General features: G+C 71.9%; 14 protein-coding genes and 2 pseudogenes. 7 read left to right on the top strand and 9 right to left on the bottom strand.

The genetic code is table 11. From position 1 onward, the window contains the following. Nucleotides 1–116: 116 nt before the first annotated feature. From ACZ418_RS11550 to ACZ418_RS11540, 3 genes and pseudogenes are all read right to left on the bottom strand, one after another. Nucleotides 117–1,022 (bottom strand): universal stress protein, encoded by a 906-nt coding sequence (locus ACZ418_RS11550; protein ID WP_468360576.1) that lies wholly within the window; start codon nt 1,020–1,022, stop codon nt 117–119. A 716-nt stretch (nt 1,023–1,738) separates the two neighbouring features. Next, nucleotides 1,739–1,918, bottom strand: a pseudogene (locus ACZ418_RS11545) (sensor histidine kinase); the annotation flags it as partial. 10 nt (nt 1,919–1,928) lie between these two features. After that, nucleotides 1,929–2,612 carry a response regulator gene (locus ACZ418_RS11540; RefSeq protein WP_468360573.1) on the bottom strand — a complete coding sequence of 228 codons (684 nt, stop codon included), beginning with the start codon at nt 2,610–2,612 and terminating at the stop codon, nt 1,929–1,931. 242 nt (nt 2,613–2,854) lie between these two features. Here ACZ418_RS11540 and ACZ418_RS11535 point away from each other — a divergent pair, with 242 nt between their 5' ends. After that, the gene (locus tag ACZ418_RS11535) at nt 2,855–3,514 is read left to right on the top strand and encodes a CBS domain-containing protein (protein WP_468360570.1); all 660 of its coding nucleotides are present in this window, start codon (nt 2,855–2,857) and stop codon (nt 3,512–3,514) included. 172 nt (nt 3,515–3,686) lie between these two features. After that, entirely contained in the window at nt 3,687–4,151 is a 465-nt protein-coding gene (locus tag ACZ418_RS11530) for a pyridoxamine 5'-phosphate oxidase family protein (protein ID WP_468360567.1), read from the top strand. 123 nt (nt 4,152–4,274) lie between these two features. Here ACZ418_RS11530 and ACZ418_RS11525 read toward each other — a convergent pair whose 3' ends face one another. Then, on the bottom strand, nt 4,275–4,637 hold the full coding sequence (locus ACZ418_RS11525; protein WP_468360564.1) for a DUF488 domain-containing protein: 363 nt from the start codon (nt 4,635–4,637) through the stop codon (nt 4,275–4,277). Nucleotides 4,638–4,824: 187 nt separating this feature from the next. Here ACZ418_RS11525 and ACZ418_RS11520 point away from each other — a divergent pair, with 187 nt between their 5' ends. Both ACZ418_RS11520 and ACZ418_RS11515 read left to right on the top strand, forming a co-directional pair. After that, entirely contained in the window at nt 4,825–5,997 is a 1,173-nt protein-coding gene (locus ACZ418_RS11520) for a site-2 protease family protein (RefSeq protein WP_468360561.1), read from the top strand. A gap of 244 nt (nt 5,998–6,241) precedes the next feature. After that, nucleotides 6,242–7,237 (top strand): hypothetical protein, encoded by a 996-nt coding sequence (locus tag ACZ418_RS11515; protein ID WP_468360558.1) that lies wholly within the window; start codon nt 6,242–6,244, stop codon nt 7,235–7,237. Nucleotides 7,238–7,291: 54 nt separating this feature from the next. On the opposite strand, the gene ACZ418_RS11510 is transcribed toward ACZ418_RS11515, so the two are convergent. The 3 genes from ACZ418_RS11510 to ACZ418_RS11500 all read right to left on the bottom strand — a co-directional run bounded on the left by ACZ418_RS11510 (nt 7,292) and on the right by ACZ418_RS11500 (nt 9,707). After that, a complete protein-coding gene (locus ACZ418_RS11510) occupies nt 7,292–8,113 on the bottom strand; it encodes a GNAT family N-acetyltransferase (protein ID WP_468360555.1) in 822 nt (273 codons plus the stop codon). 124 nt (nt 8,114–8,237) lie between these two features. After that, nucleotides 8,238–9,098, bottom strand: coding sequence for an esterase/lipase family protein (locus ACZ418_RS11505; RefSeq protein ID WP_468360552.1), 861 nt, complete (start codon nt 9,096–9,098; stop codon nt 8,238–8,240). 48 nt (nt 9,099–9,146) lie between these two features. Next, on the bottom strand, nt 9,147–9,707 hold the full coding sequence (locus tag ACZ418_RS11500; protein ID WP_468360549.1) for an AAA family ATPase: 561 nt from the start codon (nt 9,705–9,707) through the stop codon (nt 9,147–9,149). Between the two features lie 145 nt (nt 9,708–9,852). Here ACZ418_RS11500 and ACZ418_RS11495 point away from each other — a divergent pair, with 145 nt between their 5' ends. After that, nucleotides 9,853–10,146 (top strand): hypothetical protein, encoded by a 294-nt coding sequence (locus ACZ418_RS11495; RefSeq protein WP_468360546.1) that lies wholly within the window; start codon nt 9,853–9,855, stop codon nt 10,144–10,146. Nucleotides 10,147–10,271: 125 nt separating this feature from the next. On the opposite strand, the gene ACZ418_RS11490 is transcribed toward ACZ418_RS11495, so the two are convergent. Further along, on the bottom strand, nt 10,272–11,225 hold the full coding sequence (locus ACZ418_RS11490; protein WP_468360543.1) for a GlxA family transcriptional regulator: 954 nt from the start codon (nt 11,223–11,225) through the stop codon (nt 10,272–10,274). 122 nt (nt 11,226–11,347) lie between these two features. On the opposite strand from ACZ418_RS11490, the gene ACZ418_RS11485 reads away from it, so the two are divergent. Beyond that, nucleotides 11,348–11,659, top strand: coding sequence for a cupin domain-containing protein (locus ACZ418_RS11485; RefSeq protein WP_468360540.1), 312 nt, complete (start codon nt 11,348–11,350; stop codon nt 11,657–11,659). A gap of 64 nt (nt 11,660–11,723) precedes the next feature. Here ACZ418_RS11485 and ACZ418_RS11480 read toward each other — a convergent pair whose 3' ends face one another. Then, the gene (locus ACZ418_RS11480) at nt 11,724–12,077 is read right to left on the bottom strand and encodes a hypothetical protein (protein ID WP_468360537.1); all 354 of its coding nucleotides are present in this window, start codon (nt 12,075–12,077) and stop codon (nt 11,724–11,726) included. A gap of 118 nt (nt 12,078–12,195) precedes the next feature. Here ACZ418_RS11480 and ACZ418_RS11475 point away from each other — a divergent pair. Continuing rightward, nucleotides 12,196–12,396, top strand: a pseudogene (locus ACZ418_RS11475) (ChaB family protein); the annotation flags it as partial. Nucleotides 12,397–12,485 lie beyond the last annotated feature (89 nt).

The following is a 12,485-nucleotide window of genomic DNA, read 5'->3' as shown; positions in this document are numbered from 1 at the left end:
GTGTGGTTCTCCGTGGGCCGGAGAGGCAGATCGCCCTTGCCAGCCATGGCACGGCTTGACCGGCCAGTCCCGTGGGGCTCGTACGACCGCTGCCTCCATGATGTCCTCAGGGTGGGTCAGTCGTGCGGGACGACGGCCACGGGGGCGGTGGCGTGGTGCAGGACGGCATGGGTGACGGGTCCTATGTGGGCACCGGCGGGAGCCCGGCGGATGCGCCGGCCGACGACCACCAGCGAAGCCTCGCGGGAGGCGTCGATCAGGACGTTGGACGGGCTGCCGAAGCGCGACTCCGCGACGACCTGGACGTCCGGGTACTTCTGCCGCCAGGGGCCCAGCACGTCGGCCAGGGCGTCGGCGTCGCTGTCCGCCAGCAACTGCTGGACACCGGGGTCGGGGGCCATGCCGTAGGCGTAGTACGGCGTCGGGTTCCAGCCGTGCACGACCCGCAGCGGCGCGCTGTGGCGGACGGCGGCGTCGAGGGCGAACCGGATCACGGTCTCGTCGGGGCAGCCGAGGTCGACTCCGAGGACGACCGGGCGGGAGGAGATGGCGGCGGACGGGCCACCGGCCGGGTCCGTCTCGTGCTCGTCCGCGGCCTGCTCGGCGGCCCGGACCAGGACGACGGGCCGCTCGGCGTGCGCCACGACCGAGAGTCCGACCGAGCCGACCAGGAAACCGGCGATCCCGCCCAGCCCGCGCGAGCCGAGGACGAGCAGTTCGACGTCCTTCGCCACGCCGACCAGGGCCTCGGCGGGCGAACCGCTGAGCTGCTCCGTGCTCACCTCGACACCGGGGTGGCGCAGCCGCAGGGCCTCGGCGGACTCCCGGGGAATCCGCTCGCTCCAGTGCTGATAGGTCTCGCCGCCCAGGAACGGGGCGTGCGCCGTCGGAGCCGGTGCCGGCTCCCGGACCTGGAGGAGCTTCACGGGCAGTCCACGCAGCTCCGCCTCACGGGCCGCCCACTCCGCGGCGGCGCGGCTCTCGGGCGAGCCGTCGAGGCCCACGGTGATCATCCGGGGCATGATCTCCACCTCCTGAATCGGGGAACCCGATTCCAGCGTCGTGTTCAGGTTGCGCGGGCAGGGGCCACCGCCCCTCGTCCCTCACTCACTCTCGTCCGGTGCGCGGCGTCCCGCCGGATGCCGAAGGTCTCCGTCGGATGGGCTGAAAGTCCCTGCTCGGCGGGCCGGTTGGGGCCGTAGTGCTCAGTCGGCCGTGAGGTCCGGGCAGGAAGTCGGCCCTGAGGTCCTCGGCGAGCAGGGCCGCGGCGGCCGGCGGGTCCGGGCGGCGTCACAGCGGGGCCGTCAGGCCCTGGCCCGAGGGCCGGTCGGCCCTCTTCCCGGCAACCCCTCGCGGTTCGACTCTCGTAGGCAGGAACCGCGGCAGTCCCTCGGGACACGACGTCAACCAGGCTGCGGTGCCATGTCCTTGCGACTCCGAAGAGGTGGGGCGGTCTTCCCGCGGTCCCCCACGAGTGGCAAGGACGTCCGCGCGGGTCTCGTGTCGGGGGAGGCACGACGCTCGCACGACGGCCGTCGCCCGCGTCGGCACGCGGGCGACGGCCGTTGTCGTCGGCCCCGGGGGCCGGATGGCCCGTGCTCCGGGCCGAGTGGTCCCTCGCCTGCCCAGGGCCCGCCGCCGGAGGCCGGGCGGCGGCAGTCCATACACCCCATGCTCCGTACGGGGCCGGGGCCTCGGTCGGAGCAGACCGCAGCGACGGCGAGGTGCGGCGCCGCTGACCGGCGGCCACCGGCACCCGCCAGGCGAGCGTGGTGCCGCCCTCGGGCGGGCCGGTGAACGTCAGGTCTCCGCCCAGCTGTTCGGCCCGTTCGGCCATGTTGCGCAGGCCGCTGCGGCGGCCCGCGGGCGGGATTCCCACGCCGTTGTCGGAGACGGTGAGGCAGAACTCGCGGCCGTCGTGCCGGGACTCAGGATCCGTCCTGCCGCTGCCGGTCGTGGACCTGAGTGGCGATGACGGCGGCCTGGATACGCCGTTCGACGCCGAGCTTGGCGAGCAGCCGGGAGATGTGGTTCTTCACCGTCTTCTCGGCAAGGTAGAGCCGCTGACCGATCTGGCGGTTGGTCAGCCCCTCCCCGATCAGGGCCAGGATCTCCCGCTCACGTTCCGTCAGGCCCTGCAGCTCGTCCGGCTCCTCCGCCTGCTGCCCACCGCCGCGCAACCGGGCCATCAGCTTGGTGGTGGCGCTCGGGTCGAGCAGAGACTGGCCGCCGGCGACGGTGCGCACGGCGGACACGAGGTCCGAGCCCTGGATCTGCTTCAGGACGTAGCCGGACGCGCCCGCCATGATCGAGTCGAGCAGGGCCTCCTCGTCGTCGAAGGAGGTCAGCATCAGGCAGGTCAGCTCGGGCATCCGGGAGCGCAGTTCCCGGCACACGCTCACGCCGTCGCCGTCAGGCAGGCGTACGTCGAGCACGGCCACCTGCGGGCGCAGCGCGGGGACGCGCACCAGGGCCTGCTCCACCGTGCCGGCCTCGCCGACCACGCTGATGTCGGGCTCGTCGTCCAGCAGGTCGCGCACGCCGCGCCGCACCACCTCATGGTCGTCCAGCAGGAAGACCCGGATCGTGCTGTCCTGCTCGCCGTCCGCCATCGACAACTCCTTGTTCCGCGTTCCGCAGCGATGTCCGCCGGTGGACAGGACCGACCCTGCCCATGGAGATCTTTCTGGTTTCCCGGCCCACGGACCAGGGCCGGTCGGCCCTGATTTCACCGTGCCATGACAGACCCACCGGGAGAGGCGGGTCGGCCCTCCTTCCTGTTACGTCCGGCCCTGTCTCCCGGCGCAGCCTGCTGCGAGGCTGAAGAGGCGCCAGAGCAAGGAGGGCGAGCCCCATGAAGACACCGACCGTCGGCGAGATCATGAACAGCGATGTCGTCTGTGCGCGCAGGGAGACATCGTCGGAAGAGGTGCTGCGGCTGCTGAGCCGGCACCGCATCCGCGCTCTTCCGGTCGTCGACCACGACGACAAGGTGGTCGGCGTGGTCTCCGGCACCGACCTCGCGCAGGGAGGGGTGGCCCGGGCACGCAGAGGCCGGGGCCGCCGGCTCGCGTTGCCCGGTCTGCGGCGCTCGACGCGTGGATCGGCGGCCACGGCCGCGGGAGATCTCATGACCAGCCCTGCGGTCACGGTTCACCCGGAGCAACGCGTGTCGGACGCGGCACGGGTGATGGAGCGGCATCGGGTCGACCGGCTGCCTGTGGTGGACGAGGAGGACCGCATCATCGGCATCGCCACCCGTCGTGACCTGCTGCGGTCCTTCCTGCGTACGGACGAGGAGATTCACCGGCAGGTGATCGAGGAGGTTCTGCCCGGCGCACTCGGCCTGGCATCCGATGGGGTCACCGTCTCCGTCCGGGACGGCATGGTCGTACTGGACGGGTGCCTGCCCGGGCGCAGTGACATCCCGGCGGTGATCCGGTCGGCCTGGCGTGTGGACGGGGTCGTCGGCGTGGTGAACCACCTGGAGTTCGCCACGGACGAGGCTCCCTGAACCGGACACCGGCCGGCGGCTCAGCGGGAAAACGGGGCCGAACGGCCCTGGTGCGAGGGGCCCCGATGCCGTTCCAATGACCCGAACGATCTGTCCGTGGCCCGGGGCTCGCCGACGTCGCGGACAGCAGCCGCCCGCGAAACCTCGCCACGTCGGCCGGAGACACACCGCCATGACCATCGACAACGTCCAGACCGTGCCCCCCGGGCCGCGCCGCAGCGTCGAACTCGACAGCGACGAAGCACTGCGGCTGCTGGGCAGTGTTTCCCTCGGCAGGATCGTCTTCACCCGCCAGGCACTGCCCACCGTCCGCCCGGTCAACCACGTCCTGGACGACGGCGACATCGTCATCCGCACCCATGAAGGTGCGGCCCTGACCTCACGCACCCGGCAGGCGGGCGCCCCGGGCGTCGTCGTCGCCTACGAGGCCGACACCATCGACCCGCACACCCATCTGGGTTGGAGCGTGGTCGTCACCGGCTATGCCCACCTCGTGACCGATCCCGAGGAACTGGCCCGCTACCAGGCGCTGCTCCAGCCGTGGGTGAGGCAGACCATGGACTACGCGGTGCGAATCCGCCCCGACCTGGTCACCGGCGTCAGGCTCACCACGGCCGAAGAGCCCGGCTCCGCCTGAATGGACCCCGTTCGGCCCCCACCCTGCGGCTGGTCGGCCCAAGGCGGCGCGATGACGTCCTGGAGGCATGGCTCCCGCTCGCCATGTGGATGCTCATCGTGGTGGGCGGAACGGTGGCCCTCGTCACCGGTTCCCGGTCAGCCACTCCGCCAGGACGGCGGCCTGGCTGTGGTCCACGTCCTTGGTGGCGGTCAGCAGCATGAGCTTGTCGTGCGCCGCCAGGTCGCGCAGGTGTTCGGCCGCCTCGCGGTGTTCGGTGTCGCGCAGCTCTGCCAGATAGCGACGGCGGAACTCGGTGAAGCGGCTGGGCTCATGGCTGTACCACTTGCGCAGGTCGCTCGACGGGGCGACATCGCGGAGCCACTCGTGCAGATGCGCGTCCTCCTTGCGCATGCCCCGTGGCCAGACCCGGTCGACGAGCACACGCTTCCCGTCCTTCGGTGAGGTGTCCTCGTAGACCCTGCGATAGGCGATCTGTTTGGTCATCGCGCTGCCCCTTCCAGATCGGCCGGCCGACCCGGCCCTGAGCGGATGAGCGGCTTCACCCCCTGCCAGACAATCACACAACGCCAGGTGGGGCGCTTCCGGTCGCAGGGGTGCCCGATGGACCATGGAGGGGGCGAACCACGGCGGTGGGGCCGCATGCGTCGCTCCCTCGGTGGTGAGATTGGCGATGAAGGGTTCGATCAGGATCGGAAGTGTGCGGAGTGTGACGGTGCGCGCGCACTGGAGCGTGCCATTGATCATGCTGCTCTTCGCGTACGGCCTGGCCGACCGGACGCTGCCCGCGTACGCACCCGGTCTGGCACCTCTTGCGTACGCGACGGCCGGGGTTGCCGGCGCTCTCCTGCTGCTCGCCAGCCTGGTGGCGCACGAGACGGCGCACGCGCTCGTGGCCCGCCGGGCCGGGGTGCCGGTGCAGGACATGACGCTGTGGGCACTGGGCGGAGTGACCCGGATGGACCGGCCGACCACGGCGCGGACGGCGTTCACGGTCGCCGTCAGCGGACCGCTCGCCAGCCTGCTGCTCGGCGGGGCCGCCGTCGGCGCCGCGGCAGGGGTTCACGCGTTGCTCGACTGGCGACTCCCCGTCGCCGTACTGGGCTGGCTCGGCGGTACCAACCTGCTGCTGGGCGTCTTCAACCTGCTGCCTGCCGCTCCACTCGACGGAGGCCGCGTGCTCCAGGCCGCGCTCTGGTGGCGCACCGGCGACCGCGAACGGGCCCAGCGCGCGGCCGGGCGCACCGGACAGATCATCGGCATGGGCCTGGCCCTGTTGGGGTGGCTCGCGTTCGCCAGGGGCATGACGGGCGGACTGTGGCTGATGGTCGTCGCCCTGTTCGTGGCGGGCGCCGCCGCGGCCGAACGCCGGTGGGCGCAGCTGGCCCTGGCCCTGCGCGGGGTGCGGGTCGCCGACGCGATGACCAGTCCGGTGGACACCGGCCCCGACTGGCTGACCGTGGACCGTTTCCTGTCCGACGTGGCCGCCCGGACACGGCATTCGGTGCTGCCGCTGCTGGACTTCGAAGGCCGGCCCAGCGGGGTCGTGGAGCTGCGCCGGCTGGCCCTCGGTCCGTCCGGCGAGCAGCAGGCGCGTCCCGTACGGGACCTCGCGACCCCCGTCTCCCAGTGCACGATCGCCGCACCGGACGAGCAGCTCACCGCAGTCCTGGCACGGCTCGGCACCGGCGGCGGGCTGCCCGTCCTGGTCATGGACAGCGCCCGCCTCGACGGCATCATCACCGCACACGACATCCAACGGCTCTACGAGCGGAACACGGCACGCAAGAGCGACGGGACGGCGGCGCCGAGAGGAGGAGCGGGCCACCAGGGGATCGCCACGTAGCGGACCAGCCCCGGATGGCTCAGCGCGCGGACACCGACACAGGGCATGCAGTCCACCGCCTTCGCGCATCACAACACCACCAGGACGCAGGTCCTGGCGCCGAGTCCGGGAACCGGCCCGCGCTTGCGCCCACTCCCGTACGCCGGAGCGGAGGATGCGGGAGTGGCCGGTTCGGGGCACGGTGGGTGCGGGGCCGTTTTCCGGCCGATTTCCTCCCGAGCACCGAGCATCCGAAGGAACCTTGATGTCCGTAGCCACAGACTTGCTCGTTCCGGCGCTGCGCGAGGTCCGTGAGACCAAGGCGGCGCTCGCCGACCGCTTCAAGGCCCACCTCGCCGTCACGCCCCCCGGTGAACACCGGGACGTCCTGGAGCGCCGCCTCGGCGACGCCCGCGGCCACGTCTACCGCATCGACGAACGCCTGGGTACGTTGCAGCCCCGCGGGCTGATGCAGAACGTCCTCGGGAGCGCCTGGCAGCTCACCGGGCATGCGGCCCGGCTACCCCTCGGCATGGCGATGTCGGTTCCGGCCGCCGTGTTCCGCGGCCGGGGAACGGCCACCCAGCTGCGGCTGCTGAAGAACGCCGAGGACGAGTACGCGGTCACCGCGCTGGCCCTGGCCGTCTGCCGGGCCGCCGAACGCATCGCCCAGGAGTCCAGTGACGCCGTCACCACCGAGCTGCTCGACTCCATCCGCCGTGACGACGAGGAGGCGCTGGAGGAGCTCGCCGAGGCTCTCGAACAGCACGCCGAAGCCGCGGTGGCGGCCAGCGAGACCACGGACGGAGCGGGTGTCGGCGGTGCTGCTCTGGCGGTGCGCGAGTGGAGCAGCTGGCTGCGGGAGACGGCTGAGCGCATGCCGGGTGCGGACCGGCTCCAGGGTGCCCCGCGGGGAGCCCTCATCAGCGAGGACGAGCTGCCCATCCCCGACTACCGCAGGCTCAGCACCAGGATGATCAACGAACGGCTGCCGCATCTGACGCAGACGGAGCTGGCCATGGTCGGCGCCTACGAGCGTTCCCACGCGGGCCGCCCGGCTGTCCTGAGCCGGATCGCCGCCCTGCTCGGGCCGGTGCCCTGGCCCGGTTACGACGGCATGACCGCGGAGGAGGTCGTCAAGCGGCTCAATGACGCCGAACCCCGGCACTGCCGGCGGGTTCTGGAGTACGAGCGGCGCCATCAGGCACGTTCCACCGTCCTCAAGGCCGCGGAGAAGGCCGCCGAGCGAGTGCCCGCCTGACCGGTGCGGCTCCCGGTGTCCTGCTGGACGGCCCCGTGGCCGCACCCGCCGGACTCACACGGTCGGCCGCGGGGCCCTGGGGTGCTGCCGCCGGTAGGTCCACAACCGGTCGACGAGGGTGAAGCCGAAGGAGCCGAAGAGCCGGGCGGCGGCCTCGCTCTCCGGGGTACGGGCCGGGACGTCGTCGATGACGAGGGCGACCTCGCAGGCACCCTGTTCGGCCAGCAGGGCCAGGGCCTGGCCGAGCAGCTTGCGGCCAAGGCCCCGGCCACGGTGGGTGCGACGGGTCTCGATCCAGTACACGGTCGCGGTGCGGCCGGGCCCGGCACCGACCACCGCCTCCGCGACCGGCTCGGCCCCGTCCCGGACGATCAGCCGGTGTCCGGGAGGGACCTCGCAGGGAAAGACGTCGGCGACCAGCTTGGCGGGCGACGGCTCGCCCGGTAGCGCGCAGTGCAGGTAGGCACCCTGGCAACGGCCGGTGAATCCGGCCTCCACCAGAGCGTCATGGGTTGCGGCGCGGCGGGCGCGGGGCAGGCCACCCGGCCCCAGGGGGCCCGGCGGGGCGCCGACGAACGCGTCGATCTTCGGGCAGTGGGCGAGTGCGGCGCATGCATGACCGAGGAGGACACGCAGCACGGGCGGATCCTCGCGGCCGTAGGCCCAGCAGATCACGCCGGTGCCGGCATCCCTCCAGGACGTGTACGCGACTACGCCGCGGGGGCGCTCCTGGGCGTCGGCCAGGACGCCGATCCCGGGCCGGGCCGACGTGGCCCAGCCGGCCAGGGCGAGCGGACGGCACCGCGCAGCGGCCAGCTGCTCCGGGGTGCAACGCTGCTGCCCCGGCAGCCGGTCCGCATCGATCAGGTCTTGCACCCCTGGCTCATCCTCGGGGCGATAGGGACGCACGGTCGCGCCGCAGTCGGGGCTGGGTGAAGAGGCCATGGTGTCGGTCCGCACAGGTGCTGACGTTCTTACCGGCTACGTTCGTTCCTACCCCCTATCTCTCAGCGTCCTCCGATTCCTCGCCGATGTCACGGGCGATGTCGATGTCACGGGCGTGCGGACATGATCCGGGGGCCACGGCCTGGCCGGCGGCAGTCAGCAGGGAGCGCAGCTGATCGATGACCGGCTGGTGCAGCGGGAGGGTCAGATGTCCGACACCGGGCACGAGCACGTTGCGGGCCTTGAGGTGGGGATGGTCGATCCGGCCCCTGGCGGCCGGTACGACAGCCTCGTCCAGGTCGCTGTAGAAGGCCACGAACCGGGTACGGCATCCGGTGGCGGGCTCGGCGAGCTCTGTCAGCACATCGCTGCCCGGCCGCAGCTGGCGCAGCAGCGGATGGGGCGGAGCCAGCAGGGCCGTCGCCGTCCCGGCGTGCGGGGTCGCCAGTGTGACGAGCAGGGGCACGCAGCGATCCCCGCCGAGGCGCTGCACGTAGTAGCGGGCGATCAGGCCGCCCAGGCTGTAGCCGATCAGGACCACAGGCCCGGCCGCACCCCGGGCATGGACCATCTCCACCTGCTCGCCCAGAACCCGCGCCGCCGTGCGGATGTCCGGGCTGAGCGCGTTGTAGCTGACCGTGACGAAGGGGCCCGCACCGCAGCCGTCCAGGCCACGCCGCAGAGAGGAGGTGACCCACTCCCGGTCGGCCAGGCCGTGGACCAGCAGCACCGGGATCGTCGCGTCGGCCGCCGGTGGCCTGCTCCACTCCGCCGACGGCGCGGGCCGGGCATGACCGATCCATCCGGTCAGCTGCCCCACGCCCTCCACGGCGATGTCGACCGGCAGCCTGACCAGGCGTACCGCGGCCCGGCCGGCCTCGGCACCGAGACCGCGCACCGGTGACAGGCCCGGCACCGACAGTTGCGTACTGAAGGGAGTGCCCGTACCCGCTCACCTCCCGACTCACGCCCCGAGGTGCTTGATGTATTCCCCGTGTTCCCCCAAAACGCTCCACGCGCCCCTCTGATTCCCTCCCGCCACCCTGGCTACGCCGTGGATGCCGGTCTGGAGGGTGTGGAAGCCGCCCCGCCCGTCGAACCGTACCTCGCGGACCTCGTCGAATCCATCCGCCGTTGACGGCTTGCGCAGCCGCTTCAGCGTGGCGAGAACTCCGACGTCCGGGACACGCTCACGGCCCGCACGTGCGGCGTTGCGTCGCAGCGAGCCGGCCACGTCCGGCGGAAACCAGTAGGCCGTCACCGTCGCCCCGTGCGTGTGGGCCAGCTCCACCAGCGGGCCCCACTCCTGTGGCGAGGGGTTGGTGTTGTCCACCGCCACCGGCCGCCCCGCCGTCAGATGCTCCTCCACCAGTCGCATCTGCCGCCGCTGCTTGTTCTTGGCGCCCCGCGGAAACAGGTCCTTGCTGACCAGCGCGTACCGACCGGACAGGCACCGCGTGTAGTAGGTGGACTTTCCGGAAGCCTGCAGTCCGACCAGGACGGCCACGTCTGCGTCGATCGCCATGACCGCCAGGATGACATGTGAGAACCAGCGCCGGACAGCCCACGTGTCTCACGGCGCCTGCGCACGGTCGTAGCTCCGGCGACCAGGCGTGTCGGCGATCGCATTCCCCGGGTATGGAGGCGTTCCCCGGGGGTACGCAGCCCAGGTGGCCGATGCCGCTGTGAGCCTGTTGCGGCGTACGGTGCCCCGGGCCGGTGACGGCGGCTCGCCGCGCACCGTACTGGTCGTGATGTGCGTCGGCTATTTCCTGGTGCTGCTCGACGTGACGATCGTGAACGTCGCGCTGCCGCGGATCGGCTCCGGGCTCGGCACCGACGTGAGCGACCTGCTGGGGGTACCCCCTCTGGGGGAGGGTGGTCGACGGCTAGAGGGACGCAGCAGACACGCCGACGACGAGCGGGCGGCACGGAACGGACGAGTGAAGGAGCGCCATGCCTGACCCGGCCGCAGTACTCGGCCGCGTCCAAGCCGCGTTTCGTCCAGTGGATCAACGACGTCTGCACCCGCCCGGGTCTTCGACCGGGCGACCGTCGGCATTAGCGCGGCGGCCGAGGCTCGTGCGGGTCAGGTGCGGGACTGTGGTGTGGCGCGGGCCCGGAAGGTGCGCCGGTAGCCGGTGGGCGTGGTGGCGGCGTCCCGGGCCAGGTGGAGTCGGAGGTTGGCCGCGGTGCCCAGCCCGCAGCGGCGGGCGATTTCCTCGACGGGCAGGTCGGTGGCTTCCAGCAGGCGGCGGGCTTCCTGCAGGCGCTGCCCGTTGAGCCATCGCAGGGGTGTTGTGCCGGTCTCGGCGGTGAAGCGCCGGGCGAAGGTGCGGGGGGAGACGGCGGCCTGCCGGGCGAGATCGGCGACGGTCAGCGGCCGGTCCAGGTGCTGGAGGGCCCAAGCGTGCACGGAGGCCATGCTGGTGCCCTCGGTGGGCATGGCGCGGGTCAGGTACTGGGCCTGTCCGCCGTCCCGGTGAGCCGGCACGACGAGCCGGCGGGCGAGGTCCGCCGCGGCCTGGGCGCCGTGGTCCTCGCGCACCAGATGCAGGCACAGGTCGATCCCGGCGGCGAAACCGGCGCTGGTCAGGACGGGTGCCTGAGCGGTGTAGAGCAGGTCGGCGTCCACGTCGACCAGCGGGTGGCGCCGGGCGAGTTCGTCCGCGTCCATCCAGTGCGTCGTGGCACGCCGGCCGTCGAGCAGTCCGGCCGCAGCGAGCGCGAAGGCGCCGGTGCAGACCGAGACCATGCGTGCACCGCGTTCCGCCGCGGCGCGCAGCGCGTCGAGGACGGCCGGCTGGGGCGGGGTCAGCGGTTGGTAGCCGGGGACGACCACGGTGTCGGCCTCGGTGAGCGCCTCGAGTCCGTGGGGCGCCACGAGGTCGAATCCCGTGGTGGTCGGCACGGGACCGGACGCGGCGGCGCACAGCGTGAACCGATAGCCGCCCGGCCCGCCCGGGTCACCGAAGATCTGTGCGGGTATGGCGAGGTCGAAGGCGACCACACGGGGCAGGGCGAGCGCCACCACATGATGCATGGCAGCAATCTTACGAACATGGGCATTACTGCCACTGGTCTCGGGCCCGTGGCCGGGAGAGGGTGAAGCGGTCGCGGGACAGACCCGTGGCAGCCCCGATCTCTCGTTCAGGAGCAGAGCCGATGCGTTTCCTCGACGCCGCGTCCCACACCGCCGACCGTCCCTGGGGTGCCCTTGAGCTGGCGGAACTCGAGACGGCGACGGTCCGTCTGCACTGGACCGACCAGCCGTACGTCTGGCATGTCAACGACGGGCCCGAGGTCTTTGTGGTCCTCGACGGTGCCGTCGACATGCACTACCGCGTGGACGGTGTCGAACGCGTGGAGCGGCTGGTGCCCGGCCGCGTGTGCTGCGTGGAGCCCGGCGACGCCCACGTGGCTCACCCCAGGCCGCAGGCCCGCATCCTTGTTGTCGAACGCAAGGACAGCGTGTGACGCATCCCCCCGGGCGCCGACCCGTCGTCCCGCACCCTGATGTCGCACGTGTCGCACCCTGAACTCAGCCCTTCCTGCCGACTTGTTCGCGCACCTTCTGATAGCCGCCCTCGTCATGCCGAATCCTCACCAGTGCGTCGATGAGGCGTACGAACTGCCGGTCGTCCTCCACGAGTTCGCCGAGGTCGCCTCCGCGGTCTTCCAGCAGGTGCAGTGCCGCATCGGTCATCGCCGTACTGATGCGTTTGCGGTCACCCTCGGAATATCCGGCATCGGCGAGCACCTTCTCGATCTTCCCGGTCCCGGCTCTGCGTACGCGTCCGGCGGTCGACCAGTTGCGATCGCGCAGAGCCATGAAGGTGCGTACGGCGGTCTCGGGGGTCTCACTGGCGTCCGTCAGCGCCGCCAGCTGCAGCACAAGGTGGACTTCACCGCAGAAGATCCGACGCACCGCCCCGTGGGCCGGGCGCTGCCGTTACGGCGGTGATGCGCCGGGAACCCGGCGCACCCGGTAGCCACACGAGGAGGTGAGCGACATGCCTGGACGACGGGATCTGCCATCGACCCTCGAGCGCTCCTCCGAAGAGGCCCAGCGCACATGGGTCAAGGCGCACGACTCCGCCATCTAGCAGTACGGCGAGGGCGAGCGGGCACACCGAGTCGCCTACGGCGCGCTCAAGCACACGCACGAGAAGGTCGGCGACCACTGGGAGCGCAAGGCTGCTCGACGCGGTCCGCAAGGCCAATCGCTCCCGCACGCGCGCTGCCCGTGCACGCTGTCCGTCCGGGCCTGGACAGTGACCGCCGGACAGGGCGGATTGCGTCG

This window comes from Streptomyces sp. NPDC030820 (assembly GCF_055572075.1).
Note: the sequence above shows the minus strand (reverse complement) of the source record. Positions and strands in the feature narration are given on the sequence as shown.

Coding starts and splice junctions, on each gene's coding strand:
- ACZ418_RS11550 (WP_468360576.1), bottom strand. CDS start 1,022: ATGCCCCGGATGATCACCGTGGGCCTCGACGGCTCGCCCGAGAGCCGC.
- ACZ418_RS11540 (WP_468360573.1), bottom strand. CDS start 2,612: ATGGCGGACGGCGAGCAGGACAGCACGATCCGGGTCTTCCTGCTGGAC.
- ACZ418_RS11535 (WP_468360570.1), top strand. CDS start 2,855: ATGAAGACACCGACCGTCGGCGAGATCATGAACAGCGATGTCGTCTGT.
- ACZ418_RS11530 (WP_468360567.1), top strand. CDS start 3,687: ATGACCATCGACAACGTCCAGACCGTGCCCCCCGGGCCGCGCCGCAGC.
- ACZ418_RS11525 (WP_468360564.1), bottom strand. CDS start 4,637: ATGACCAAACAGATCGCCTATCGCAGGGTCTACGAGGACACCTCACCG.
- ACZ418_RS11520 (WP_468360561.1), top strand. CDS start 4,825: ATGAAGGGTTCGATCAGGATCGGAAGTGTGCGGAGTGTGACGGTGCGC.
- ACZ418_RS11515 (WP_468360558.1), top strand. CDS start 6,242: ATGTCCGTAGCCACAGACTTGCTCGTTCCGGCGCTGCGCGAGGTCCGT.
- ACZ418_RS11500 (WP_468360549.1), bottom strand. CDS start 9,707: ATGGCGATCGACGCAGACGTGGCCGTCCTGGTCGGACTGCAGGCTTCC.
- ACZ418_RS11490 (WP_468360543.1), bottom strand. CDS start 11,225: ATGCATCATGTGGTGGCGCTCGCCCTGCCCCGTGTGGTCGCCTTCGAC.
- ACZ418_RS11485 (WP_468360540.1), top strand. CDS start 11,348: ATGCGTTTCCTCGACGCCGCGTCCCACACCGCCGACCGTCCCTGGGGT.